The organism is Bacillus sp. URHA0034 (genome assembly GCF_056280405.1).
In genome coordinates, this window is record NZ_JBWCDK010000002.1 from 3,374,732 (window position 1) to 3,400,688 (window position 25,957).

Consider the following 25,957-nt stretch of genomic DNA (forward strand, 5'->3'; position numbering starts at 1 on the left):
ACAAGAACTGCCTCGTGCATATACACTAAGGGGAGAGCTTCATGAGAGGTTTCCCTATAGGACTACATATCTTTTATGAGAAACAACTGTCTTATTATTTTCAAAGTTTCGGCCTGAGCAATTTTCAAGAATTTCAACTATGACCGAGTTCTCTCCAACTTTCTCCACCTTACCTTTAATACCATTAATCGAAACAATATTGTCTCCCACCATTGCTTTTTTTAAATACATGGTCACCATTCCTTTCATGATTATATAGTGGATTTCTAAATGAAATTATTAATTAATAGGCATTTTACCTGGAAAAAGGTGTTATGTCTTAGAGACTGTAAGATTATCTTCCAAAAAAATCATGGGGACGGTTCTCATGCTTCCGAAGCAAGAGAACCGTCCCCGTGTTTCTAACATGGATTAATAGAATGATGCACCGACAATAATAAGAAGAATAAACAATACAACAATTAACACGAAAGTGCTGCCGCCGTAGCCATAACCGCCGTAGCCATAGCCACCGTAACCGCCAAATCCGTAACCTCCAAACCAGCCCATTATTTTCACCACCAATCATTTCAAATATCTGATTTCACTTTAGTATATTTTTAAAGGCAAAGATGGTTTGGACAAATGTCCTTGCAAGGCAAAATCAGGGATTTGCCTAAATGTAAAAAACGTCTGCTTGGCAGACGTTTTAGGGAGGAAGAAACAATATGTTTAGTGTTTGGTGTAGTAATAGCGTATGTATTAGAAGGAAAACGGAATGGACAAGAGCTGAGTTTCTTTAAAATAAAAATGAGGCTTAACCCCCTGGGGATTTATTTCATTAGCTGCATACTTTAAAGTGTAGCCAGCCAAAACATATTCAAAGCGTAGACTTCAATCCATAAAAGGTAAGTCTCCATTGAAAAAAGCCCTTATACAAGGGCTTTTTACGTGCATCTTAGAAACAGATTACTGCTCCTACGATAATTAACAAGATGAATAATACAACGATCAAAGCGAAGCCGCCGCCATATCCAAAACCACCGTAGCCATAGCCACCGTAACCACCAAAACCACCATAACCAAACATTGTATAGCCTCCTTATAAACTTATTCCTTATTAACATATGTCTAGAAATTTAAAATGGAAGGGCTCTTTACCTAATTTGTGAGCAGAGGGACGGTTCTTTTGCTTCCGCGCAGTTGAACCTTTTCCTTCTTGAATATCTTCTTCTCACACTTGCAACGCCTAGAACAAAAAGTGTTAGAATAAGTTGTCGGCCATTATTTAATACGCACGTCGGGATAAAACCAGTCTTGGTGCATAGGATTGACTTTTAAACAACCGAGAGCATGCATTTTCAATTTTTTTCTAAGGGAAGGGATCGGTTACATGAGATTACAAGGAAAGAAAGTTATCAGTTTAGTCCATCATGAATTTGAAGACTTAGAGCTTTGGTATCCTATTTTACGACTTCGAGAAGAGGGGGCCGTGGTCCATCTTGCCGGAGAGAAAGCAAATGAAAAATATATAGGAAAATATGGTGTCCCTGCAGAAAGTGATTTCGCCTATGGCGATGTGAAAGCAGCGGATTATGATGCGATTCTAGTTCCGGGTGGCTGGGCACCAGATAAGATCCGTCGTTTTCCTGAAGTTCTTACGCTGATTCAGGAGATGGATGCGAGCGAGAAGGCAATTGGACAAATTTGTCATGCGGGCTGGGTGTTGATTTCCGCTAAAATCCTAAAGGGGAAAAACGTTACGAGTACACCTGGTATAAGAGATGATATGGAAAATGCAGGGGCCATTTGGTATGACGAACCTGTCGTAACCGACGGACACCTCGTGTCAAGCCGCCGTCCACCAGATCTCCCTGACTATCTCCGGGAATTTATTCATGTAATAGAACGAAAGTAGTATTGAAAGGAGCCTAACTAATAATGGGCTCCTTTCATTTTTTCAGGAAGCTAAGGGGGAGCAAAGGGACGGTTCTCATGCTTCATTAGCTTTTTGATGATCGAGAACGGTGGAATAGGTAGAGAATGTTGTTTTGTAGGGGAATTTGAATGATAGATATGTTAGCAGAAATGAAAGATAAAATGGTACAGTGACAAATAAAGAAATTGAGCGATAATGGGGTGTCGGAGATATTATGAAACTTGTACTGATAGTTGGACCACAGGCAGTGGGTAAGATGACAGTGGGGCATGAATTGGAGAAAATAACCGACTTGAAACTATTTCATAATCATATGACGATTGAATTGGTTACTCCATTTTTTGAATATGGTACTAAAGAGGGAAATAGACTTGTTAGTCTATTCCGTCAGGAAATATTTGAGGCAGTTTCTAAGAGTAACTTGTATGGATTAATCTTTACCTTTGTTTGGGCGTTTGACCTTCAAGAAGATTGGGACTACATCGATCAAGTTTGTGAGATTTTTGAATCAAAGGGAGGGACTGTTTATTTTGTTGAACTTGAGGCAGATTTGAAGGAGCGAATCGAGCGAAATCGAAGCCCGCATCGCCTTGAGCATAAGCCAACCAAGAGAAATGTCGAGTGGTCTGAAGCAAACTTAAAAAGATCAATGGAGAAGTATCGATTGAATTCATTCGATGGGGAAATAACGAAGGAAAATTACGTGAAAATAAATAATAGTAAGGTAAGTGCCGTTGAGGTAGCGAACATGATTAAGGAGAGATTTCGGTTATAGATGAGGGGAAATAGGGGGACGGTTCTCATGCTTCGGAAGCATGAGAACCGTCCCTTTGCTTCATATTGCCGGACTCCCTTTTTTAATCGTAAAATTATCCGCCAGCAATGCCCAATTGGACGGAAATGGATACCCTAACGCCCAGTAACTGATTCCTCGAAGGTTAAATTCTTTGGCCAAGTCGAACTTCGCTTGTGCACTCCGAGCGTCTTCAAACCAGACTTCATGGCCGCGGCCTTGTTCATCTGTGTAACGGAAAAACGGTGATTGTGTAGTCGTATCATATTGAATCGCCGCCCCGTACTTGACGGCACGGGCAATGGCCTCTTGTGTACTAAATGTTTCGGCCTCTTGTCCTTGGACATGTGGAAGGAGCCAATCACGGGCATAAATTTGGAATCCTAAAAATATTTTTTCAGCCGGCATGACGCTTCTTGCATATTCCACGACACGCCTCATTTGGTCGATTGGTGAAATCGCCTGAGGCGGCCCGAGTCGGTATCCCCATTCATACGTCATCAAGACCACAAAATCTGTAATTCTTCCATGTGCTTCATAATCATGGGCTTCGTACAATAAACCGGCTTGCGTAGCACTCACTTTTGGAGCCAAGGCAGTCGAAACAAAATATCCCCTAGGATGCAGGCGGTCCACTGCTAGTTGAAGGAAAGTGTTGTAATTCTCGCGATCCGCTGGTAAAACATTTTCAAAATCGATGTTTGCGCCTCTATATCCCTTTTGGTCCATTATTTGAAGCATATTTGTTAGGACTTTTTCGCGTAAATTGGGGCTGGATAATAGGGTATGCGCTACATTGGATCCAGCCGCCGAAGAGGTGAAATTCGTAATCGACATCATCGGGACCACATTTTTCGATTTGGCAGCTTGAATGGTTAACTCATCATGGGCTGGGGTGAGGTCACCATTTTCATTGATCAAGTAAGCAAATGGGCTTATATAGGTAAGATAGGGGGCTAGTTCATTTACTGTATCTGCGGCTGCTTGATCGGGTTGATACGTATAGGCATTTACTTCAATCGTCGGTTTTCGGGCCGGTATTCTTAATGGGGTGCCCTGATAAATGACGTTTGGATTTTGAATCTGATTTTCAGTGATTAATGCTTGAACGGTAATCCCATAACGATTGGCAATTTGCCAGAGTGTTTCCCCGGCTTGCGTGATGTGAATCCTTGGAGGAATGATTAGCTTTGTACCTGGATATAAGACAGAGGGATTGGTGAGTTGATTGGCTTGAATGATAGAGTTAATTGATACACTATATTGTTGTGAAATCGCCCATAACGTGTCACCGTACTTAACAATGTGCGATGTTCCAGGAACAGGGATGACTAACGATTGGCCAATTACCAGCTGATTGGGGTTTTGAAGCCCATTTAATTGAACAATTTGATTGATATTGACTTTGTATTGATTGGCAATTTGCCAGAGTGTTTCTCCGCTGCGGACCACATGTATGACCACGAGCATCTCCTCCTGCTTTTTTTCAATAGTGTAGTATATGCACCTAATTTGGGTTTCGACCCATACTAGGCTAAAGTTTACAGCTGGACTACAGTGTCTTTGATAGTTTGAAACGGCCTGTCTCAGAAGAACGCGCAGAAATAGTAAAAACACGCTATGTTCAGCGTGTTTTGCGTAGGTCCTTTTATTATGTAAATTAATGTTGGACAGAAACTTTGGAGTATTTTTCTTCTAGTGGGTGGGGATAACGGAGTTGTACAGGTTTTCCCTCTGGAATTTCTGGTTTTACCACAACCGAATGGCAATTTTTTTGATTTTCTGCAATTCTTGCTGTTAGTTGGTCAAGGTTTCTTCCATCATAATATGGCAGGTGGTTTAGGTCTTGTTTCATACGTTTTTATCCCCTTATGTAAAAAAATAGTTGTTCTTCCTTCAATTTGGGCGATTGAATAATTGGACTTATTATTCAACTAACCGTTGTTGTCGCAATATTGGGATTACTACAACTATTATACTATAAATATGGTATAAATGGTAATAAAATTCAATTTTATAGTCATTTATAACTATTCTTATTAAAAATGGGCAAATAAAAAAGAGCTTTATAGCTCTAACCTAAAAAATAGTAGTATCAGCTCCGCCTACGCTGTATACCATGATGACCACGTTTGCCATCCGACCTATTTATATTATAATTGACAGCGCTTACAATTTCAAGGTTTTTTTGAGGGACCGGGAAGCAAGAGAACCGTCCCTACGCTTCTTTGTCACCGACACCACAGAAAGCGCAAAGAGAGCAGAGAAGTTAAAATGCTAAATCAACAAGTTTCTCAAATGTTGAGAAGGCTGGGTCCAGACAAGGTCAGAGAAGTACCTTTGAAGTGTCACAAGAAAAGAAAGTGTTGTAAAGATAGAGAGTAGTAGACAGTAGCAGGGAGACGGTTTTGAACCGTCCCCCTGCTTTTATTAAGGAATATATTGTTCGGTAATTTTAGTGATAACACCATTTTTTACTTCTATATGAAAAGGAATTTGGTGGTGCTTATCCCGCTGGTTCAAAAAGGTGATAAACTGACTTCTCGTTACATTTTCATTCCAGGTGATTTTGTATAAATTTCGTGTTTGTAATACATAGAGGGCAGTCTTTGAAATGGTAAAGGTACGTATTTTGGGATTAACGTTTCGAATCCAATATCCATCTGGGGCATGATCCATTTCCTTCGAGCATTTACAGTCCTTTATAAACTCTTTATCGGCAGCTTTGCCAAAATACCATTGGATATAATCAAATTTCCCGACCCATTTACCTTGAACCTCTCTGAAGGAAGTAATATAGGTGGCGGCATTTTCTGTTGTAGGAGGCTTTGCAATCTGAACTCTTGCATACGCTTTTGATAGGGATGAGGGCAGTAATAACAAAGTGAAAAGCATACATACAGGAAAGAAGAGTTTAATAAATTTTGGAAACTTCATTCATAATTCCCCCTATTTATAGTAGTCCTATAAATAGACTATAATTGGTATAACTTAAAAACAGTGTCGATATAGGGATATTGGGAAAAATTTTTTAAGCATAGGGACGGTTCTCATGCTTCCGAAGCGTGAGAACCGTCCCCATGCTTCCTATGGAGGGGTAGCTTTTGACAGCAGGGAAACGGGGCCGAGTCCTTATCGTAGATGACGAAATTTTAATCAGGCAAGGGATTAAGCATTATCTTAATTGGGAACAAGAAGGTTTTGAAGTGGTCGGAGAGGCATCACATGGTCAGGAAGCACTCGAATTAATCGAGGCTGTGAGACCGAATATTATGATTACCGATATCGCCATGCCGATCATGGATGGCGAAGAATTAACGAGAATGGTGAAGGAAAGGTATCCTGAAATTGAAGTGATCGTCTTAAGTAGTTTTGGAGATTTTGATTATGTACGGTCTACTTTTCAAAGTGGTGTGGTTGATTATATCTTAAAGCCGAAGCTTGACGCAGAAGGCCTATTAAACGTCCTCAAGAAGGCAGCTAGCAGAATTCCGGCGCTTAAATCGATGGACAAGCAGGTAGATGTGAATCCTTCTATAGTACAAATCATTCATAAACTGATTTCCGGCTTTCAAGCAGACTATGATTCTGCGCAACTATCTGCGGTCTTTCCTAAGCAAAGATTTTGCTTATTAGGTGTGGAACTTAAAAGCGGACAAACGGAACTGCCTCATGATTTAAAGAAAAAAATAACCACAGCTTTAACGGAGCAAAACTATTCCTTTTATTTTGAAAAAAATATCGTCGTTGTCAACGGTGATGATTTTTCTGGATTCAGTCCGTTTGTTAAAAACTTAGTGGAGTCCGAAATAGATCGTGGTTTTGTTCTCAGTGAGGAATTTGCGGAATTCTCAAAGATTGGTTCTGTCTACAAAGAGGAATTGTTAACTCTTTTAAACTATCGATTTTATTTTCCTGAGCAGCTGGTTTTAACAAAACAAGATTTGCCAATGCTTCCACCTAAATTTGAAAAGTTTAATTTAGATTGGTTTACTAGTGAATTTAAGCGAAAGCATTTTGAATCTGCGTTTGATTATTTACAGGAGCATGTAAACGTACTTTCTGCCTGCTATACAACGGATGTGTATGAATACAAGTCTTTTTTCGGCAACATTATCTTTAATATCATGATTCTGCTTAGCAATATGGAATACGATGTAAAGGAATTAGAGCAGGCCAAGTATACCTATTTTAAGGCCTTTGAGGATGTTCGATCAGCGGCAGAAGCTGTGGAACATTTGGCTGGCTTTATTGCTGAAGCGAAAAAAACAATCTACTCGAATGCCTTTCAACCGGAAAATGTTAATATCAAGAAAATATTAGATTATCTGAATGACCATTACGCCGAGCCGCTGACACTTACCGGAGTGGCCCAGTATTTTCATTTTAACCCTTCCTATCTGTCCAGTTATTTTTCGAGCCACCATGGTGAAGGTTTTATTGAATACCTGAATCGGATCCGGATTGAAGAAGCAACCAAGCTGCTCATTCAAGGTACTGCCCGCATTTCGGAAATCAGCGGGATGGTTGGGTATTCAGACCACAGTTATTTTTGCAAGGTATTTAAGAAGATAAAAGGACTGTCACCGAGCCAGTTCCGAAGAAAACAATTGATGTGAAAAGTGATGGTAGCCTTATGAGATTTATTCTGGAACGTTTTAGACATAACAATTTATTTATCACGATGTTTTTAATTACGGTCATGATGATTGTCACCGTTTCGATCACGATTACCTGGACAACGATTCGGATGTCGGAGCAGTTCTTTTTTGAAAAGTTCAGCATTACCAATGCGAAAGTGATGGATCAGGTACAGGACAGTTTTGAGAAGTATCATTACTCGGTGGTGATGGCTGCTAACAGCCTGCAGCAAAGTGTGGCGATCAAGGACGTTCTAACCGAGGAAGAGGAATCGAACGTCAATCGATTAACATCTATCTTTACCCTGAGTCAACTAACAAAACGGATTGAACCGATTTTGGCTTCTTATGAGGTTGGCATCATGGTTAGAGGGGAAAATGGCGTTAACTATGCAACCAATCAGCGCATCTATTGGCCGATCACCGATGAAGAGTTGAAGAAAAGCATTTTGACTAGGAATACAATGGAAAACCCGAAAAGATTGCTCTACCAATATGATCATCGTGCAGATACAGAGGAAGGAAATTACATTGTAACGTCCAAGGCATTAATGGACCGGTATGGAATCGTCTATGGATCCATGTATATTACCATCCGCGAGAGTGAATTTAGAAAATTTTACTCTAGTTACACCACTCCTGGTAATAATGTCTTTTTAATTAATAAGGAAGGCATGATCGTATCGAGTAATCTGTCTAACCTTATCGGCAAAAAATCAGCCGAGCTGCGGGATTACGCCGTCGAAATCGGGAAGAATGAAAAGGGTGAACCGATCACCGGAAATTTTATGGGTAAGGAACAAATCATTATGATGGAATATCTCCCATCCTTTGATATGTACATGCTTAACATCGTCGATAAGGAAACCGCGTTTGGAGATTTAATTGACAAGAAGAAAATCCTCCTTATTTCGATGGGGATCGTCTTGGTTGCTCTATTTTTCGTGCTCTTCGCCTCGAGGCGGTTAACAAATGCCTTGTCAAAGCTGGTCAAGCAAATAGAAAGTGCATCAGAACATGATTTTGACGAATACGTTGCGGTTTCTGGTACGTATGAAACCAGGCAGATCGGCACGGCGTTTAATTCGATGCTGGATGAACTTCACGAATATGTCGATCAGCTTGTATTATCACAAAAACAGCGCCGTAATGCCGAACTCGCCGCCCTGCAGCAGCAAATTAACCCGCATTTCTTATACAACACATTGGCCTCGATCAAATTTATGGCGGGTCAAGGAACTAAGGAAGAAACCGAATTGATGATTAATGCGTTAATCTCCTTATTGCAGAACACGCTTGGCAATGTCAGTGAAACGATTACGGTAAAGCAGGAAGTCGATAATCTAAGGAATTATGTCTTTATTAATCAAAAACGATACGGCGATCGGATTAAAGTCAACTACTTCGTTTCACCTGATTGTGTCGACCTGCAAATACCAAAACTGATTCTTCAGCCCTTTATGGAAAATGCCTTTTTTCACGGCTTCAACCATAAGCCTGAGGGGTATATTCATGTCCTCGTCTGGCAGGAGGGAAACAATTTGATTTGCGAGATCGTTGATAATGGCGATGGGATGGAGGTTTCAGAAGAAAGCCATTTGCCTGGTACAAAGCGAAAACAGGCATTCTCCGGTATCGGTGTCAGAAATGTTCAGGAGCGTATTCAACTAATCTATGGTGAATCCTACGGGGTAACCATCACCAGTGAGCTCGGCAAAGGGACAAAGGTGCGGGTTTCACTTCCGATGCAAAAATAATCCAAGAATCTAAAAATATTACTAGTTTTAAAATAGTAAGCGGATTCATTTTATAAAGATAGTACAAATTTATAAAAATATCGTCCTAACGAATTCCCCTAAGAGGGTGCTAACATAGTACTTGTAAGAGGGATAACGCTTACAAAGATACTGAATTATACTTGGGGGGAAATTAGATGAAAAAGATACTAGCACTACTTTTAGTCAGTATCCTGATGTTAACCGCCTGTTCTTCAGGTTCAAAAACAGAAGAGGCTTCAGGAAATTCAAAGGATACCAATAAAGTAACCGTATGGGCATGGGATCCTAATTTTAACATTAAAGCTATGAAACTAGCGAAAGATGCCTATAAGTCTGAAAATCCAGACGTTGATATTCAGGTTATTGAAAATGCCCAAGATGACATTATTCAAAAGTTGAATACAAGCTTAAGCTCTGGTACGACTAAGGGTCTGCCAAATATTGTTTTAATTGAAGATTATCGTGCACAAAGCTTCCTTCAGGCTTATCCTGATATGTTCTATGATTTAACTGGAAAGTTTAATGCAAAAGATTTTGCCCAGTATAAAATTGCTCCAACAAGCGTGGATGGTAAACACTATGGCCTTCCATTTGATACTGGTGTAGCAGGACTTTACGTAAGAACCGATTATTTAGAAAAAGCTGGTTACACAGTAGACGATTTAAAAGATATCGACTGGAAAAAGTACATTGAAATTGGTAAGAAAGTAAAAGCAGCAACTGGAAAAAATATGCTGACACAAGACCCTAACGACCTTGGTCTGATTCGGATGATGATTCAATCAGCTGGTTCTTGGTATACAAAAGAAGATGGCGTAACACCTAACTTAGCTGGAAACAAAGCATTGAAAGTCGCTTTTGAAACTTATAAAGAGCTTTTAGATTCTGATTTAGTAACACCTGTTTCTGACTGGAGTCAATTCTTAGCTGGATTTAACAATGGGGATGTCGCGACCGTTCCTACAGGTAACTGGATTACCCCGTCTGTAAAGGCAGAGGCAGCACAATCTGGTAAGTGGGCAGTTGTTCCTATGCCGCGTCTTGATATTGATGGTTCCGTTAACTATACAAACTTAGGCGGAAGCTCATGGTATGTTCTAAATGTTCCTGGAAAAGAAAAAGCAGCTGAATTCCTTGCCAAAACATTTGGCTCCAACGTTGATTTCTATCAGACATTAAACAAAGAAATGGGTGCTATCGGTACGTATGCACCTGCAGCTAAAGGAGAAGCATATCAAGCAGCTGACGAATTTTTTGGCGGCCAAAAAGTGATCTCTGATTTTGCGAAATGGACAGAGCAAATCCCGCAAATCAACTATGGCTTGCATACGTATGCGATTGAAGACCTTTTAGCGGTGGAAGCTCAAAACTATATTAAAGGCAAAAAGCTTGATAAAGCGTTAGATGATGCCCAAAAACAAGCTGAGGCGCAAATTAAATAAGCCGAATTTAATAAGAAATTAAGCCTCGGGAACTCACCGGCTTCTCCTAATTGGTTTAATGGAGCAATCAAAATACGTCAGGTGAGCTGGTTCCGGGGCTTTTTCTTGATAGAAAAGAAAGTATAAGAAAATGCATTGAGAATTGTCTAGCTCCAGCGTCCTAGCGGCGAGACGCCTTCGCGCTTTTCCCTACGATAAGTCAACATCGAAAAAGCTAACGCTCTTCGTGTTTCCTTTATCTCAGTCAAAGCACTCCAGGCCATACGCCGCTGACCAGGACGCTTACGCTTTTCTAATAAGGAGTTGAATGAATGTGATTACCGCAAAAACGAAGCAGAATATCCAGACTGTCCATTCTACCCGAAGCTTTCGGATCAAAAATACCGCGATTGGCTGGTCTTTTATTGTCATTGCCGCTGTAATGATTTGTTTATTTTATTTTTATCCGATGGTTCAGGCTTTTATCATGTCGCTGCAATCCGGCACCGGTACGAACCTTACCTTTGTTGGCTTTGAAAATTATACACGCTTATTGAAGGATCCAACGTTCCTTACAACCGTGAAGAATACGGTCATTTATTTAATTATTCAAGTACCGGTGATGATTCTTCTGGCCTTATTTATTTCCGTTATGCTGAATGATAAAACGATGAAACTGAAAGGCGTTTTCCGTACGGCGATCTTTTTGCCATGTGTCACCTCACTGGTTGCTTACTCGGTTATCTTTAAATATTTGTTTGGCCAGCAAGGGATTATTAACATATTCCTCCTGAAGTTTTCGCTCATTTCTGAGCCTATTCATTGGCTGACGGATCCTTTCTGGGCAAAGATCGCGATCATTGTGGCGATTACCTGGCGCTGGACCGGATATAACATGATTTTCTACCTTTCTGCCCTGCAAAATATTGATCAGTCGATTTATGAAGCGGCCAAGATTGATGGGGCATCAAGCTTTCAAACCTTTTTCAAAATTACCATCCCAATGTTGAAGCCGATCATTTTATTTACATCAATTACGTCAACGATCGGTACCCTTCAGTTGTTTGATGAGGTCATGAATATTACCCAAGGTGGACCCGGCAACGCGACGATGACGATTTCCCAGTACATCTACAACTTGTCCTTTAAATACACTCCTGACTTCGGGTATGCAGCAACTGTATCGTACGCAATTGTGATTATGATTGTGATCTTCTCGATCATCCAGTTCAAAGTGGCAGGTGATAAAAATGATTAAAAAAGTATTTAGCTATGGGTTTTTAGCCGTTTGTGCGATCGTTTCCGTTTTTCCTTTTTTATGGATGATTGTCAGTGCAACCAATAAATCAGTCGATGTTACGAAGGGCCGTCTATTGCCAGGCAGTCATTTTATGGAGAACTTACACAATCTGTTGGATACGGTCGACCTTGTACCAGCTTTAATGAATTCAGCCAAGATCTCCGTTACGACAACCGTGCTTTCTTTGCTGATTGCTTCCTTGGCGGGCTATGGATTTGAGATTTATCAAAGTAAAGCAAAAGACATGGTGTTCAATTTCTTGCTGCTGTCGATGATGATTCCGTTTGCGGCTCTTATGGTTCCTTTATTCAGAATGTTTGGAATGATATCTCAATCTGTACCGGTGTTAGGAATTGATACGTTCGCTTCTGTTATTTTACCAACGGTGACGACGGCGTTTTTGATCTTTTTCTTTCGCCAGAGTACGAAGATGTTCCCGAAGGATATTTTAGAAGCAGGGCGAATTGATGGTTTGACCGAGCTTGGCTGTTTTTTCCGAATTTATCTGCCAACGATGAAAACTACTTACGCTGCCGGTGCGATTATTACGTTCATGGCTAGCTGGAACAGTTATTTATGGCCGCTGGTTGTGCTGCAGTCTCCGGAACATCAGACGATTCCGTTATTGATTTCTGTTCTTGGGTCTAGTTATTCACCAGATTTCGGGATGATTATGACTGCGATCGTGATTGCCACCCTGCCGGCTGCGTTAATCTTCTTTATCATGCAGAAGCATTTCGTTGCAGGGATGATGGGATCTGTGAAATAGCACATTTTTCTGTAGTTTTTAATTAGGTTCATCGACGAAACTTGGAATATGAAGGCTGCATCGGTAAATGAAAAGGTGGTTCATTGCCCGAGAGCGGAATAAGAGGGCTGCATCGGTAAAAGAAGAGGCAGTTCATTGCCCGAGAGCGGATAATGAGCCCCGCATTGGTAAATGAAGAGGTGATTCATTTACCGAGAGCGGAATAAGAGGGCTGCATTGGTAAAAGAAGAGGCAGTTTATTGCCCGAGAGCGGAATAAGAGGGCTGCATCGGTAAAAGAAGAGGCGGTTCATTGCCCGAGAGCGGAATAAGAGGGCCGCATCGGTAAAAGAAGAGGCAGTTTATTGCCCGAGAGCGGAATAAGAGGGCTGCATCGGTAAAAGAAGAGGCGGTTCATTGCCCCAAAAGGGAATAAGAGCCCCACTTTGGTAAATGAAAAGCCGGTTTTATCGAACAGAACCAAAAAATAAAAGGAGTAAAAGATAAAATGATTCCAACAACTAAGTGGCTTACAGATTTAAATGTGTTTGCGGTCAATCGTCTTACAGCACATTCTGACCATCGATACTATGAAACAATGGAGGAAGCAAAAAGCGCGGCTCCAATGAAGCTGCGCCATTCGTTAAATGGCGACTGGAAATTTCATTATGCGGTGAATCCGGACAACCGTCCGGAAGATTTTTATAAACTTGATTTTAATTGTTCAGGATGGGGAAATATTACCGTTCCCGGCCATATTCAACTCCAGGGTTACGGTCAGCCGCAATATGTTAATACCATGTACCCTTGGGATGGACATAACGAGATCCGCCCGCCGGAAGTTCCGACAGACCATAATCCTGTTGGCAGCTATGTGAAAAGTATTACGATTCCAGCCAATATGGAAAATAAGCCGGTATATATTTCTTTTCAAGGTGTGGAGTCTGCTTTCTATGTATGGATGAACGGAGAATTTGTCGGCTACAGTGAGGACTCTTTTACTCCCGCAGAGTATGAGCTTACACCATTTTTAACCGAAGGAGAAAATAAGCTTGCGGTTGAAGTGTACCAAAGAAGCACCGGAAGCTGGCTGGAAGACCAGGATTTTTGGCGGTTTTCAGGAATCTTCCGTGATGTTTACCTTTACACTGTACCGGAAATTCATGTAGCCGATTTACATGTCCGCCCGGAATTAGACGCCACTTTTACAAAAGGTACATTAACGGCAGACTTAAAGCTGCAGGGTTCGGCTAGTTCAAGTGTCATTGCTGAATTATTTGATCAGAAGGGTGAATTGGTTGCTTTTGCGAATATCGAAGAGGCGGACGGCCAATGTTCATTCACCATGAATGTTGATAAACCAGAACTGTGGAGCGCTGAAAGCCCATATCTATACAAATTATATGTGCAGCTGTTTAATGAAGCTGGCCAGCTGGTGGAGGTCGTGCCGCAAAAGCTTGGTTTTAGAAGATTTGAAATGGTTGATAAGATTATGCGCCTTAATGGGGAGCGAATCGTTTTCAAAGGGGTTAACCGTCATGAATTTAACCCAAGAAGCGGACGCGCGATTACAAAGGAAGATATGCTATGGGATATTAAGACCTTAAAGAGCCATAACATTAATGCGGTGCGTACGTCTCATTATCCGAATCAGAGCTATTGGTACGAGCTGTGTGACGAGTACGGGGTTTATGTCATTGATGAAATGAACCTTGAATCTCACGGATCTTGGCAAAAGATGGGCGCAGTCGAACCTTCTTGGAATATTCCAGGGAATAAGCCTGAATGGCAAGATATTGTCATGGACCGTGCGATTTCTATGGTAGAGCGGGATAAGAACCATCCTTCCATATTAATTTGGTCTTGTGGTAACGAATCCTACGCAGGAGAGGTTATCCTGAATGTTTCTAACTATTTCAGAAAAGTAGATCCTAGCCGCCTGGTGCATTATGAAGGGGTATTCCATAACCGTGATTATAATGACACCAGTGATATGGAAAGCCGGATGTATGCAAAGCCGGCGGATATTGAGAAGTATTTAACCGAGAATCCGGAGAAGCCGTACATCAGCTGTGAGTACATGCATGCGATGGGGAATTCGCTTGGGGGTATGTATAAGTACACGGATTTAGAACAGAAGTACCCGATGTACCAAGGCGGATTTATTTGGGATTATATCGATCAGTCGATTTATAAAAAGGACCGCTATGGTCAGGAGTACCTTGCTTACGGCGGTGATTTCGGCGACCGTCCGACAGATTACGGTTTCTGTACCAATGGAATTGTGTATGCGAATCGTGAGCTATCACCAAAGATGCAGGAAGTGAAATATTTATATCAAGACTTTAAGCTGCTGCCAGATCAGACGGGTGTCACGATTAAAAATGAGAGTCTTTTCTCCAATACTGATGCCTATGAATTGGAGTATGTGCTCTTCCTTGAGGGCAGGGAAGTCTATCGAAACAGTCTATCAGCCAGTGTGGAACCGCAAAGCGAGGGTCGTTTCGAGTTTGAATTGCCTGAAGACATCACAGCGGTTTCCGGTGAATATTGTGTTCAAACTTCACTTAAGCTGAAAGAAAGCAATTTATGGGCAGAAGCAGGATATGCGATTGCGTTTGGACAATTTGTCTATCAAGTGGGTTCAAGAGAAACAGCTCCTGTAAAAGGCGAGCTGCGGGTCGCCCATGGTGATGTCAATATTGGCGTTCATGGCAAGGATTTCACTGTTATGTTTTCAAAAGCGGTGGGAAGTCTTGTTTCCTTGAACTATGCCGGAAGAGAAATGATTGCCCTTCCTCCGGCTCCATTATTCTGGAGAGCGACGACCGACAATGACCGCGGCTATTCGCAGAGCTTCCATTCCGGCCTTTGGTATGCGGCGAGCCTGGCACGGAAATGTGTCGATTTTCAAGTGGAAGAAAGCAGCAGTCAAGTCAGTGTTACGTTCACTTATCAATTCTCGATTAACAGCGAGATTGAGGTGAAGACAGTGTACACCGTCTATCCAGATGGAAATGTTCTAGTGAAGTCAGCTTATAAAGGAGCTGAGAATCTGCCGCAGCTGCCAATTTTTGCGGTGTCGTTCAAGGTTCCGACGGATTATAATCAGCTCGAGTGGTACGCGATGGGACCTGAGGAGAATTATTCTGACCGTGCGATGGGAGCAAGATTAGGCATATTTAAAAATCAAGTAACTGATAATCTATCAGGTTATGTTATGCCGCAGGAGTCCGGAAATCGGACTGGCGTCCGCAGAGTGAGCGTGACGAACGAAAACGGACGTGGTCTGCGAATTTCTTCTGTAGGCAAGCCATTGGAGTGCAATTTCTCACCATATACAGCCTTCGAACTTGAGAATGCGCAGCATGTCTATGAGCTTCCGAACGTTCATTATACCGTTGTCACGGTGGCCGGCCGGCAGATGGGTATTGGCGGTGACGACAGCTGGGGGGCACCTGTACACGATGAACACCTGATTAAAGCCAATGAAAATATCGAATTTGAGTTTCTGATTCAAAGAGTTTAACACGATGGAGAGTCCCACGGTCTGGGGCTCTTCTTGTTAGTAAATTAATAGATATGCAAACTATGTTTTGGAAAAGGAGATGCATTATGTTCATCCATACCAATCAGGAAAACAATCAATTTCATTTAACCAATGGCCAGGTCAGCTATATTTTTCATGTGATGAAAAATGGCCAGCTGGGCCATCTTTATTATGGGAAAGCATTAAGACACCGAAGTGATTTTTCCCATTTGCAAACGTATGATGTTCCAACCGCTGCCAGCTGTCATGTGTATGCTGATGATCCGGCGTTTAGTTTAGAAACACTGCGTCAAGAATATCCGGCTTACGGGAACTCCGATTTCCGGGAACCTGCGATAAGTGTCAGGAAAGAAGATGTCCCACATGTCCCCAATTTTATCTACGATTCTTTTAAAATCGTGGATGGGAAACCTAAGCTTGAAGGGCTGCCTTCCACCTATGTTAACGGGGATGAGGAAGCGAGCACGCTCCAAATTGTTTTGAAGGATGAATTTTTACAGGCGGATTTGACCCTTCATTATACGATTTTTCGAGACCATCCGGTGATCACTAGAAGTGCTTCTTTGAAAAATGAAGGAGCAGGGAGTTTGGTGATTGACCGATTAATGGGGGCATCTGTCGACCTGCCTGATAAAGATTTTATTTTTACTCATTTAGCCGGTACTTGGTCGCGGGAACGGCATGTGAAGGAGCGGAGCTTGGAAATGGGCATTCAATCGATTTCCAGTCTGCGCGGAGCCAGCTCGCACCATCATAATCCGTTTTTAGCGCTTAAACGGCCAGCTGCTACCGAGGAAACGGGAGAAGTATACGGCTTTAATTTTGTTTATAGCAGCAATTTTCTGATGCAGGTGGAAGTCGACCATTATGACATTGCCAGGTTGACGGTGGGAATTCACCCAATGGGATTCAAGTGGAATTTGCAGCCGGATGAGAGCTTCCAAACGCCGGAAGTGGTCATGGCTTACTCGGATCAAGGATTGAACGGAATGAGCCAGGCTTTCCATACGCTTTATCGTAAAAATCTGATTCCTAATCAGTGGAAAACGGAAGATCGTCCGATTTTGATTAACAACTGGGAAGCGACTTATTTTGATTTTAATGAGGAAAAACTCGTGAACATTGCCAAGTCAGCCGGTGAATTAGGGATCGAGTTGTTTGTCCTGGATGATGGCTGGTTTGGCAAACGAAATGATGATACTTCCTCATTAGGGGATTGGCACGTCGATTTCGATAAGCTGCCTGATGGTCTGGAAAGTTTGGCGGCGAAGATTTCGGAAACGGGGATGAAATTCGGGCTTTGGTTTGAGCCGGAGATGATTAGTCCAAACAGTGAGTTGTTTAGAGAGCATCCGGATTGGGCTGTGGGGATGCCGGGCCAGCCTTATACGCTTGGCCGGAACCAGCTTGTGCTTGATTTTTCGAGACCTGAGATTGTCGATTATATTTATGAGAGGATGTCCGATATCATGAAACGGACGAACCTTTCTTATATTAAGTGGGATATGAATCGAAATATTACCGAGGCCTTTTCGCAGGCATTATCTGCCCAGCAGCAGGGGGAGTTTTTCCACCGCTATATTTTAGGGGTATACCGTCTTTACGAGCGCCTGACTAGTGTGTTCCCGCACGTGTTATTTGAATCCTGTGCCGGCGGAGGGGGGCGTTTTGACCCTGGGATGATGTATTACGCACCGCAGGCCTGGACAAGTGATGATACGGATGCTGTGGAAAGATTGAAGATTCAGTATGGTACATCTTTTGCTTATCCAATCTATAGTATGGGTTCTCATGTTTCCGCTGTTCCGAATCACCAAACCTTAAGGGAAACCCCTTTATCGACGAGGGCCAATACTGCTTATTTTGGTACCTTTGGCTATGAATTAAATCCGCTCATGTTAACAGAAGAAGAACGGGCGGAAATTAAAGAGCAGGTCGCTTTTTATAAAGAACACCGCAGCTTAATCCGTGAGGGACAGTTTTATCGTCTGTTGAGCCCGTTTGAGGGGAATGAGACGGCTTGGATGGTGGTAAGTCCCGATCAATCAGAGGCATTGGTCGGATACTATAAAGTTTTGGCTACTCCAAATGGACGGAAACACCAGACCTTACGACTAAGCGGATTAGACGAAGGGAGAGTCTATCAAGCAGAAGGAAGAGACTATTATGGAGATGAGCTAATGCAAGTTGGTCTGCCGCTCCCAACCGAATTTAATGGTGTCAATAGCAAACAAGCAATACGCGGCGGAGACTTCCAATCACAGGTTTTTTATATAAAGAGTAGCTAGAAGGAAGCAGAGGGACGGTTCTTGTGCTTCCGAAGCAAGAGAACCGTCCCCATGATTACTAAAAGCCTATGAATAAGATATTCATAGGCTTTCTGCATCTATTAAATAGTTAACCGATTATTTGTACTGTAAAAAAAGAGCCAAAAAGCTCTTGCTTCATTTTGTATCAGCCCCACCTACGCTAAATACAGTGATGTACACATTTACCATCCAACCCAGAATAATTATACAAAAAAATGTTTATATATTCAATATCTGTGTGTAGACCAATTTTATCCATTTTTAGCGGAAGCAAGAGAACCGTCCCCTTGATTCCAAAAAAGGGGGCCCTGGCAAAAGGCTCCTTTTGATATTAATGCATCGAATTCATCGCCGCATGGCTGACGATGACGCGGCGGATAAAGAACGCAAGGACTAGACTTATCAGCGTCACGATCATTGCAAACAAGAACACATTCTGTGAGCCCAACGTCATGGCATTAGCTATCTCCGTTGATTTGGTTGGAGCAGAGGAGGTATGCATATACTTCTCCATACCACTTGTTAGAATGAGTATCGCAATCGTTGTTCCGATCGCACCCGCAACCTGTTGCAACGTGTTCATGACTGCTGTACCATGTGGGTAAAGCTCCGGCGGCAGCTGGTTCAGGCCGTTCGTCTGAGCCGGCATCCAGACCATGGAGATGCCAACCATTAGTCCGATATGCAAGGCGACGATAAATGCAATCGAAGAGGAGGGCGTTATGCTGGAGAAACACCATAACATGACGGCGACAACGACGAGGCCGGAAATAACAAGCCACTTTGGCCCATATTTGTCGAACAGACGCCCCATGCGCGGCGACAGTATGCCATTAAGCGCGCTTCCCGGCAACAACATAAGCCCAGCAGTAAACGCTGATAGTTTCATACCGTTTTGAAGAAACATTGGCAGAATAATCATGCTTGACAAGATAATCATCATACAAGACAGCACCATAAGCAGTCCCACGTTATACATGGGGTACTTAAAGACGCCAAGGTCCATCATCGGCTCATGCATAAACACCTGCCGTAGAATAAATAGCACGAGTGCAGCCAACCCGATAACGATGGAAGAGACCATGACCGGGCTGGTCCAGCTTGCCGCCCCTTCGCTTGCCTTGCTAAAACCAAAGACAACGCCGCCGAAGCCGATCGTTGATAATATGATAGACAGTAGATCGATGTGAGGCTTCGTGACCTCGGTAACGTTCTCCAAAAATTTTAGCCCTACCAACAGACCTATCACTAAAAACGGCAGTGAGAGCCAGAAGATGTAGTGCCATGTAAAATATTCGATTAGAAGACCTGCCACGGTCGGACCAATTGCTGGTGCGAACATAATCACGAGTCCGACGAAACCCATCGCCGCCCCGCGCTTTTCCGGTGGATAAACAACGAGAATCGTATTGAACATGAGCGGAATCAGTAGGCCCATTCCGGCCGCCTGAAGAACACGAGCGACCATAAGCATTTCGAAATTGAATGCGAGCGCCGCAATCAATGTGCCTACGATTGAGCTCGCAAGCGAACCGATAAATAATTGCCTCGTCGTGAACCATTGCAGGAGCAACCCAGTCATCGGCATCAAAATGCCGAGAGTAAGTAGGAACCCAGTCGTCAACCACTGTGCGGTAGCGGCCGAAATATGGAATACCACCATTAAATTACTAATCGCAATGTTGAGAGCCGTCTCACTGAACATTCCAACGAAACCGCAGATGAGCAGCGACGCCATGATGGCACGGGTATTATATTGTTTCATTTTCTGGCTTCACTTCCCTCTGATATCTATTTTTACACTCCTATAAGTGTGTTATCTGTTACATTTTAGTGTCCATAATTATCCAAGTCAATAAAAAGAATAACTAGCAAATTGTAGGAGTAGGAAAATAAAATAATCACGGGGACGGTTCTCTTGCTTATTTTTGTGCAGGGAGTAAAGAGTAGAGACTGTAGAAAATGATATGGATTTATACGAAGACAAAAGAATTTTCCGGGAAATTGTTCTTTTTTCTGCGAATGATTTTAGCTTTATTCGACAATCTTTTCTACTAGTTTAGAAGAGAAAATAAGCGGAATGGACCTTTCAGCTTTTTTAACCAAACGTTTGAATAGTATAGATTAAATGGAAATTGGTCGAAAGCTTGTCGTTTGAAGACCAGTATAGCCTGACGAACTAAATTTCCAATTTCCGGCTAACACAAACAGAATTTCTACTAATTAATTGTTTTATAAACTAAATTCAATTCATTTAAGGATTATTAACTCACATATATATTTGTTAGCTCTGATAATCGGAGGTTCTATGAAATTTGATTGGGTGAGGGAAGCATGAGAACCGTCCCCATGCTTCTTAATCATATGATTTTAGTGTCGGTGCTGTGTAATGGTTGAATCGGTCGATTAGTGCAGCTGGTTTTTCTTCGATTAACAGCATGGAGCGGAATTTTTCTTGGAGAAATTTCTGGTCGAACATGTGGTCAAATAAACTGATGAGCGGGTCATAATAGTGCTGAATGTTTAGCAAGCCACATGGTTTTTGATGCAATCCAATTTGACCCCATGTGAATACTTCAAAGAATTCTTCTAACGTTCCAGTCCCTCCAGGCAGGACTACAAAGCCATCGGCTAATTCAGCCATTTTTGCTTTTCGCTCATGCATGGTGTCAACGGTAAATAATTGTGTTAACCCAGTATGTGAAAGTTCACGATCACCGAGCACTTTAGGAATAACCCCAATGACTTGCCCGCCTTCATGTAATACCGTATCAGCTACAGCCCCCATCAAGCCATTGCTAGAACCGCCGTAAACCAACGTAATCTTCCGTTTCGCTAACTCTTTCCCTAATTCAATCGCTCCAGCCTTATAATCCTCTGAAGCCCCAAAACTCGAACCGCAATAAACAGCTAATCGTTTCATGAACGGACTCCTTTTCGAAGCAAAGGGACGGTTCTTTTGCTTCTTTTTTTATCTTAAATTAATGATGAAAGGTCTGATAATATAGTATATGATAGATTTGTATAATTATCCTTATAAAACCTGAAACCTTGTCAAGTCCTCTTACATCCTTCTATCTTTGCTTCACTCTAGTTTCAAGTAAACTTCACAATGATTCGAAAAACAAACAGCCTCCATTATTAACCATTAGTTTTGTTACCCATGATTCTCAATTTTTAATCCCTTTCTTTTTTTAAATGTTATAAAAAATTTATATTGGATAAGTGGTGATCGATATGCCTCGAGTTGCGCGCGAGAAGAGTCGCAGCGGTATTTACCATGTCATCTTGAGAGGAGCGAATCGACAGGAAATATTCCATGATGACGAAGATTGCCTAAGATTTCTTAGTATTGTCGAGAAATATAAAATGAAAGCGGAAGTGGAACTATATGCTTGGTGCTTAATGGGGAACCATGTGCATCTCCTTGTGAAAGAAGGAAATGAATCACTTTCCACTACCATGAAGCGGATTGGTGTAAGCTTTGTTTTTTATTATAACGAGAAATACCAAACAACCGGCCACCTTTTTCAGGATCGATTTAGAAGTATATGTGTAATTAGTTTTTTGAATTTATTAAATGTGGTTCGATATATTCATCAAAACCCAGTAAAAGCGGGAATCGTGAACAGAGTCGATGACTGGAGGTGGAGCAGCTGTCGTGGGTACTACGGTAAACAGCCTTTTTTCCGAAAACTGTACGATGGCGATTATATACTCAAGTTGTTTTCAGATGATCCAATAAAAGCCAAAGCACGATTCATAGATTTCAATGAGAAAGAGTTGGAGGAACAATTTCTGGATGAACAAGAGATTTATAAAAGAAGATTCACAGATGAAGAGGCAAGAATGGAAATTAAGGAAATACTCGGTACAATCGAGATCGCCCAAGTAAAGAGCTTGCCTAGATTGCAAAGAGATGATGTGTTACGAGAAGTAAAAAAAATCAGAGGTTTGTCACAAAGGCAGGCAGCTAGAATTTTAGGTGTCTCGGCCAGTTTGATATTCAAGGTGCGGGGGGACGGTTCTCATGCTTCGAAATAAGCATGAGAACCGTCCCCTTGCTCATATATTCTTAAGAGGAGGGGGGAGGCAACATGAGAAACAGCAAATTAATGATAAGCGGCTTGATTGTAATTGTGGTGGTCGTGCTTTTTATTTTTTCTGGGACTACGGTGGCATCTGGTTATAGAGGGGTCTTGTTGCAATTAGGGGCAGTTAAGCCAACGATCTTAACGGAGGGCTTTCATTTTAAAATTCCGTTCATTCAAAATGTCGAACAGGTTGAGGTTCGGGTTCAAAAAGAAGAAAGTTCCCAGACAGCCGCATCCAAGGATTTACAAATGGTCACAGCCAATGTGGCTGTTAACTTTTCGGTTGATCCAGGTGCCGTCAATAAGCTATACCAAGAAATCGGCCCCGATTATCGTGCCCGTATCGTCGACCCTGCCACCGCTGAGTCTTTAAAGGCAGTGACAGCTCAATATACTGCCGAGGAGTTAATTTCCAAACGTCCTGAAGTATCTGCTAAAGTGAAGGAGATGCTTTCCACAAAGTTAACCAAGTATTATATGATCCTTGAGGATATCAATATTAAAGAGTTCGCCTTTAGTGAGGAATTCAATAAAGCGATAGAATTGAAACAAACAGCCGAACAAAATGCGTTAAAGGCTCAAAGGGATTTAGAAAGAATCAAGATTGAAGCGCAGCAGCAAGTCACCCAGGCGGGTGCAGAAGCAGAGGCCTTAAGGTTGAAAAAGCAGGAAGTAACACCGGAGTTGATCCAATTAAAACAGATTGAGGTTCAAGAAAAGGCCCTGGAAAAGTGGGATGGACGCCTGCCGAGTGTCACTGGAGGAGCTACTCCTTTTATTGACTTGAGCGGGATTGAGAAGAAATAAAATTTAATTAAACCTCTATTCGGGTGATAGAGGTTTTTTAACCTTTGTTTAGTTCTCCCACCTGAGAGACTATTAACGGGAGTGCTTTTTTCAAGAACTCTACGCTCATTCCCCGCTTGGCATCCCTCCAAGGATAATCCGGAACACCCCTATTCTAAAAGGTGAAAGCAGTTACCGATAAATGGTAAAATAGTGAAAATACCTTATAATGGGGGCTTTATATGAACGTCAAGGAGATCATGGACAGGCTGGAAGAACTGGGTTCAGAACAAACCAAAAACACGTTTATTAATCACGGAGCGAGTGGCAGTGTTTTTGGAGTAAAGGTGGGAGATTTAAAAAAGCTCGTCAAGTATGTTAAAAAAGACCAGGAGTTGGCTTTGGCATTATACGATACTGGAAATTCTGACGCTATGTATTTAGCCGGATTGTCTGTTAATCCCAAATTGATGACAAAGGAGACTCTTCAAAATTGGGTCCAAAAAGCAAGCTGGTATCTACTTGCGGAATACACGGTTGCAGGGGTAGCTGCTGAAAGCCCGTTTGCCTTGGAACTCGCAGGTGAATGGATAGACTCCGATAAAGAAATGACAGCCGTTGCTGGCTGGAACACGTATGCAAACTATTTATCGATAACCCCCGATGACAAGTTGGACTTAGAAGAAATCCGCGCCCTGCTCATAAGGGCTGAAACCACCATTCACCAAGAAAAAAACCGGGTTCGCTATTGTATGAACGGCTTTGTAATTAGTGTAGGAGCCTATGTAACTGCTTTACATGATGAAGCGATTAGGGTTGCCGAAACAATTGGCAAGGTGCATGTTAATATGGACAAGACAGCGTGTAAAGTCCCTCCTGCCGTTCCATATATAAAAAAAATAAAAGAGCGCAACAAAATAGGTGTGAAACGAAAAACTTGTATCTGTTAAGATGGGTGAGCAAGGGGACGGTTCTTATGCTTCGGAAGCATAAGAACCGTCCCCTTGCTTCGCTTTGCCCACACGTCCTTACGACATTCTGAATATACTGGCTCCTGAGATTGTCGTGTGGAGGGAATAGATGATATGAAGAAACGCCAATGGATTTCGAGCATTATTTTAACTGCCGTCTTGGTTCTTCCTTTACTTCTTGTATTCTTCACCCATAATACCACTCACGTTCAGGACCATTCCCCGAAGGTAGTCCAAGATGTTACTGCAACTGAAGTGGTAAACTCCCAAAAGGATCCAGCCAATGATGGAACGAAACAAGGTGAGCAGCCTCAAAAAGAAACACCCCCTCAACAAAAACCTGCCCAAGAAAAACAAGCTCAAGAACAAAAGCCTACGATCGTTTGGGGTGTTGACACGGCTTCTAGTGTTGACCAAGCCTTTCTACAGTGTGTTAAGGACAACTATGGCGCACCGACTGTGTTTGGCAGATATTTAGAAACAAAAGGGAGATGTGTCAATCGGTTTGTCCAAAGAAGAAGTCAATTTACTCCATCAGCAAGGCATCAAGATCCTGCCGATTTTCAACCACTTTAAAGAAGCCATCGGCTATGATAGAGGGGTTGCAGAGGCCAAGGAGGCCATTGCTTACGCTCAAAAAATAGGAATACCTAAGGGAGTAGTCATTTTTGCGGATATAGAACCAACGTATCCCGTCGATGAAGCATTTATAAGAGGATGGGTGGAGACTTTATCCAGCTCGCCTTATAAGCCAGGAATTTATGGTGTTTTTACACCAGGTAGTAAACTGTCCGCTGCATTTCAAGTAGCTGCTTCAAAAAATAAAAATATTCAAGGGCAAACCATCCTTTGGAGCAGTAATCCCGATCCGGGTGTCTCTGCGAAAAATAAAGCCCCTGCCTTTCAGCCTGGTGCCCCAAAGAACATCAAGATCTCGATCTGGCAATACGGAATTGATGGGGAAGCTTGTAATATCGACACGAACCTTATTCAGTCTACTGTGCTAGATAAATTATGGTAGGATAATGAAGCAGGGGGACGGTTCTCTTGCTTCTTTACATAAAAAAGCCATGACTAAACTCAATTTGGTAAAGTATTTAGGGAAATGAGCGGAGCTCTGCATTTAGTTGAGGGAAGTCATATCGCAATGGAAGAGCTGGTCATTAAAAAAATAAAGCCTTCCGATCGGAGGTCTTATTTATACTAAGCATTTAATTAGCAAAGGAAGTATGTTTTGTTTTCCATTTTTACATTGCAATAAATAACCAAAAACTATAAATTCCTAATGTAATTAAGCAAAGGAACCACCATTTTATCCAGTTTCCAAACAATCCAACTGCAGATCCAGTGAATTGTAGTCTTCTCCCATTAATAACCGTGTGTCGTGTTTTCCATCCTAAAATCATTGTAATTGCCCAGGGATAGCAAATTCCCAATGTGCAGACAGTTACAAGTCCTCCTAGGATAGACCATCCTATGTACTGAAAAAGACCACCATCAAAATAAGATTTTTCTTGCGTTTGTGCAGCAAAATTTTGCTGGACGTTTGCTGTTAAATCACTCACTAAATTTCCCCCTAGAAAGATTAAATAATTACAGGAGAATTGTACCATAAACGAATAGGTGAAAATCCTATTTTTGGATAATGTT

23 protein-coding genes are annotated in these 25,957 nt (G+C 42.0%); 14 read left to right on the forward strand and 9 right to left on the reverse strand.

The features are described from left to right. Positions 1-54 precede the first annotated feature (54 nt). The 3 genes from ACZ9EE_RS18250 to ACZ9EE_RS18260 form a co-directional block, all read right to left on the reverse strand. Positions 55-249, reverse strand: coding sequence for a DUF2187 family protein (locus ACZ9EE_RS18250; protein ID WP_476029237.1), 195 nt, complete (start codon positions 247-249; stop codon positions 55-57). Between the two features lie 162 nt (positions 250-411). Continuing rightward, positions 412-549: a YjcZ family sporulation protein gene (locus ACZ9EE_RS18255; protein ID WP_215041678.1), complete on the reverse strand. Its 138-nt coding sequence runs from the start codon at positions 547-549 to the stop codon at positions 412-414. Between the two features lie 388 nt (positions 550-937). Beyond that, a complete protein-coding gene (locus ACZ9EE_RS18260) occupies positions 938-1,069 on the reverse strand; it encodes a YjcZ family sporulation protein (RefSeq protein WP_476029239.1) in 132 nt (43 codons plus the stop codon). A gap of 303 nt (positions 1,070-1,372) precedes the next feature. On the opposite strand from ACZ9EE_RS18260, the gene ACZ9EE_RS18265 reads away from it, so the two are divergent. Together ACZ9EE_RS18265 and ACZ9EE_RS18270 are read left to right on the forward strand one after the other, a co-directional pair. Continuing rightward, positions 1,373-1,897 (forward strand): type 1 glutamine amidotransferase domain-containing protein, encoded by a 525-nt coding sequence (locus ACZ9EE_RS18265; protein ID WP_476029241.1) that lies wholly within the window; start codon positions 1,373-1,375, stop codon positions 1,895-1,897. A 235-nt stretch (positions 1,898-2,132) separates the two neighbouring features. Further along, positions 2,133-2,693: an AAA family ATPase gene (locus tag ACZ9EE_RS18270; RefSeq protein WP_476029243.1), complete on the forward strand. Its 561-nt coding sequence runs from the start codon at positions 2,133-2,135 to the stop codon at positions 2,691-2,693. 60 nt (positions 2,694-2,753) lie between these two features. Here ACZ9EE_RS18270 and ACZ9EE_RS18275 read toward each other — a convergent pair whose 3' ends face one another. The 3 genes from ACZ9EE_RS18275 to ACZ9EE_RS18285 all read right to left on the reverse strand — a co-directional run bounded on the left by ACZ9EE_RS18275 (position 2,754) and on the right by ACZ9EE_RS18285 (position 5,648). After that, a complete protein-coding gene (locus ACZ9EE_RS18275) occupies positions 2,754-4,175 on the reverse strand; it encodes a LysM peptidoglycan-binding domain-containing protein (protein ID WP_476029245.1) in 1,422 nt (473 codons plus the stop codon). 196 nt (positions 4,176-4,371) lie between these two features. Further along, entirely contained in the window at positions 4,372-4,566 is a 195-nt protein-coding gene (locus ACZ9EE_RS18280; RefSeq protein ID WP_476029246.1) for a hypothetical protein, read from the reverse strand. A gap of 575 nt (positions 4,567-5,141) precedes the next feature. Beyond that, on the reverse strand, positions 5,142-5,648 hold the full coding sequence (locus tag ACZ9EE_RS18285) for a hypothetical protein (RefSeq protein ID WP_476029247.1): 507 nt from the start codon (positions 5,646-5,648) through the stop codon (positions 5,142-5,144). 167 nt (positions 5,649-5,815) lie between these two features. Here ACZ9EE_RS18285 and ACZ9EE_RS18290 point away from each other — a divergent pair, with 167 nt between their 5' ends. The 7 genes from ACZ9EE_RS18290 to ACZ9EE_RS18320 all read left to right on the forward strand — a co-directional run bounded on the left by ACZ9EE_RS18290 (position 5,816) and on the right by ACZ9EE_RS18320 (position 18,435). Then, a complete protein-coding gene (locus ACZ9EE_RS18290; protein WP_476029249.1) occupies positions 5,816-7,330 on the forward strand; it encodes a response regulator in 1,515 nt (504 codons plus the stop codon). Between the two features lie 17 nt (positions 7,331-7,347). Beyond that, positions 7,348-9,108, forward strand: coding sequence for a sensor histidine kinase (locus ACZ9EE_RS18295; RefSeq protein ID WP_476029251.1), 1,761 nt, complete (start codon positions 7,348-7,350; stop codon positions 9,106-9,108). A gap of 176 nt (positions 9,109-9,284) precedes the next feature. Then, on the forward strand, positions 9,285-10,571 hold the full coding sequence (locus tag ACZ9EE_RS18300; protein WP_476029253.1) for an ABC transporter substrate-binding protein: 1,287 nt from the start codon (positions 9,285-9,287) through the stop codon (positions 10,569-10,571). Between the two features lie 307 nt (positions 10,572-10,878). Next, entirely contained in the window at positions 10,879-11,808 is a 930-nt protein-coding gene (locus ACZ9EE_RS18305; RefSeq protein ID WP_476029255.1) for a carbohydrate ABC transporter permease, read from the forward strand. Continuing rightward, a complete protein-coding gene (locus ACZ9EE_RS18310) occupies positions 11,801-12,619 on the forward strand; it encodes a carbohydrate ABC transporter permease (RefSeq protein ID WP_476029257.1) in 819 nt (272 codons plus the stop codon). Before ACZ9EE_RS18305 ends, ACZ9EE_RS18310 begins: the two co-directional genes overlap by 8 nt. 486 nt (positions 12,620-13,105) lie before the next feature. Next, a complete protein-coding gene (gene lacZ, locus ACZ9EE_RS18315) occupies positions 13,106-16,126 on the forward strand; it encodes a beta-galactosidase, LacZ type (protein ID WP_476029259.1) in 3,021 nt (1,006 codons plus the stop codon). Positions 16,127-16,212: 86 nt separating this feature from the next. Next, the gene (locus ACZ9EE_RS18320) at positions 16,213-18,435 is read left to right on the forward strand and encodes an alpha-galactosidase (protein ID WP_476029261.1); all 2,223 of its coding nucleotides are present in this window, start codon (positions 16,213-16,215) and stop codon (positions 18,433-18,435) included. 352 nt (positions 18,436-18,787) lie between these two features. Here ACZ9EE_RS18320 and ACZ9EE_RS18325 read toward each other — a convergent pair whose 3' ends face one another. Next, the gene (locus ACZ9EE_RS18325; protein WP_476029263.1) at positions 18,788-20,221 is read right to left on the reverse strand and encodes an MDR family MFS transporter; all 1,434 of its coding nucleotides are present in this window, start codon (positions 20,219-20,221) and stop codon (positions 18,788-18,790) included. Positions 20,222-20,812: 591 nt separating this feature from the next. After that, positions 20,813-21,379, reverse strand: coding sequence for an LOG family protein (locus ACZ9EE_RS18330; RefSeq protein WP_476029265.1), 567 nt, complete (start codon positions 21,377-21,379; stop codon positions 20,813-20,815). 314 nt (positions 21,380-21,693) lie between these two features. Between ACZ9EE_RS18330 and ACZ9EE_RS18335 the strand changes: the two genes are divergently transcribed. From ACZ9EE_RS18335 to ACZ9EE_RS18355, 5 genes are all read left to right on the forward strand, one after another. Beyond that, entirely contained in the window at positions 21,694-22,500 is an 807-nt protein-coding gene (locus tag ACZ9EE_RS18335) for an REP-associated tyrosine transposase (protein WP_476029267.1), read from the forward strand. Between the two features lie 53 nt (positions 22,501-22,553). After that, the gene (locus tag ACZ9EE_RS18340) at positions 22,554-23,357 is read left to right on the forward strand and encodes a prohibitin family protein (protein WP_476029269.1); all 804 of its coding nucleotides are present in this window, start codon (positions 22,554-22,556) and stop codon (positions 23,355-23,357) included. Between the two features lie 221 nt (positions 23,358-23,578). Next, a complete protein-coding gene (locus tag ACZ9EE_RS18345; RefSeq protein ID WP_476029271.1) occupies positions 23,579-24,286 on the forward strand; it encodes a DNA alkylation repair protein in 708 nt (235 codons plus the stop codon). 135 nt (positions 24,287-24,421) lie between these two features. Then, positions 24,422-24,883, forward strand: coding sequence for a hypothetical protein (locus ACZ9EE_RS18350; protein ID WP_476029272.1), 462 nt, complete (start codon positions 24,422-24,424; stop codon positions 24,881-24,883). Continuing rightward, positions 24,813-25,328 (forward strand): glycoside hydrolase domain-containing protein, encoded by a 516-nt coding sequence (locus tag ACZ9EE_RS18355; RefSeq protein ID WP_476029274.1) that lies wholly within the window; start codon positions 24,813-24,815, stop codon positions 25,326-25,328. Before ACZ9EE_RS18350 ends, ACZ9EE_RS18355 begins: the two co-directional genes overlap by 71 nt. A 226-nt stretch (positions 25,329-25,554) precedes the next feature. On the opposite strand, the gene ACZ9EE_RS18360 is transcribed toward ACZ9EE_RS18355, so the two are convergent. Continuing rightward, a complete protein-coding gene (locus tag ACZ9EE_RS18360; protein ID WP_476029276.1) occupies positions 25,555-25,872 on the reverse strand; it encodes a hypothetical protein in 318 nt (105 codons plus the stop codon). Positions 25,873-25,957: the final 85 nt, after the last annotated feature.

Excerpts from the sequence above, each read along its gene's own strand:
- ACZ9EE_RS18250 (WP_476029237.1), bottom strand. The coding sequence starts at position 249 with ATGAAAGGAATGGTGACCATGTATTTAAAAAAAGCAATGGTGGGAGAC.
- ACZ9EE_RS18255 (WP_215041678.1), bottom strand. The coding sequence starts at position 549 with ATGGGCTGGTTTGGAGGTTACGGATTTGGCGGTTACGGTGGCTATGGC.
- ACZ9EE_RS18260 (WP_476029239.1), bottom strand. The coding sequence starts at position 1,069 with ATGTTTGGTTATGGTGGTTTTGGTGGTTACGGTGGCTATGGCTACGGT.
- ACZ9EE_RS18265 (WP_476029241.1), top strand. The coding sequence starts at position 1,373 with ATGAGATTACAAGGAAAGAAAGTTATCAGTTTAGTCCATCATGAATTT.
- ACZ9EE_RS18270 (WP_476029243.1), top strand. The coding sequence starts at position 2,133 with ATGAAACTTGTACTGATAGTTGGACCACAGGCAGTGGGTAAGATGACA.
- ACZ9EE_RS18280 (WP_476029246.1), bottom strand. The coding sequence starts at position 4,566 with ATGAAACAAGACCTAAACCACCTGCCATATTATGATGGAAGAAACCTT.
- ACZ9EE_RS18285 (WP_476029247.1), bottom strand. The coding sequence starts at position 5,648 with ATGAAGTTTCCAAAATTTATTAAACTCTTCTTTCCTGTATGTATGCTT.
- ACZ9EE_RS18295 (WP_476029251.1), top strand. The coding sequence starts at position 7,348 with ATGAGATTTATTCTGGAACGTTTTAGACATAACAATTTATTTATCACG.
- ACZ9EE_RS18300 (WP_476029253.1), top strand. The coding sequence starts at position 9,285 with ATGAAAAAGATACTAGCACTACTTTTAGTCAGTATCCTGATGTTAACC.
- ACZ9EE_RS18305 (WP_476029255.1), top strand. The coding sequence starts at position 10,879 with ATGAATGTGATTACCGCAAAAACGAAGCAGAATATCCAGACTGTCCAT.
- ACZ9EE_RS18310 (WP_476029257.1), top strand. The coding sequence starts at position 11,801 with ATGATTAAAAAAGTATTTAGCTATGGGTTTTTAGCCGTTTGTGCGATC.
- lacZ (WP_476029259.1), top strand. The coding sequence starts at position 13,106 with ATGATTCCAACAACTAAGTGGCTTACAGATTTAAATGTGTTTGCGGTC.
- ACZ9EE_RS18320 (WP_476029261.1), top strand. The coding sequence starts at position 16,213 with ATGTTCATCCATACCAATCAGGAAAACAATCAATTTCATTTAACCAAT.
- ACZ9EE_RS18325 (WP_476029263.1), bottom strand. The coding sequence starts at position 20,221 with ATGAAACAATATAATACCCGTGCCATCATGGCGTCGCTGCTCATCTGC.
- ACZ9EE_RS18330 (WP_476029265.1), bottom strand. The coding sequence starts at position 21,379 with ATGAAACGATTAGCTGTTTATTGCGGTTCGAGTTTTGGGGCTTCAGAG.
- ACZ9EE_RS18335 (WP_476029267.1), top strand. The coding sequence starts at position 21,694 with ATGCCTCGAGTTGCGCGCGAGAAGAGTCGCAGCGGTATTTACCATGTC.
- ACZ9EE_RS18340 (WP_476029269.1), top strand. The coding sequence starts at position 22,554 with ATGAGAAACAGCAAATTAATGATAAGCGGCTTGATTGTAATTGTGGTG.
- ACZ9EE_RS18345 (WP_476029271.1), top strand. The coding sequence starts at position 23,579 with ATGAACGTCAAGGAGATCATGGACAGGCTGGAAGAACTGGGTTCAGAA.
- ACZ9EE_RS18350 (WP_476029272.1), top strand. The coding sequence starts at position 24,422 with ATGAAGAAACGCCAATGGATTTCGAGCATTATTTTAACTGCCGTCTTG.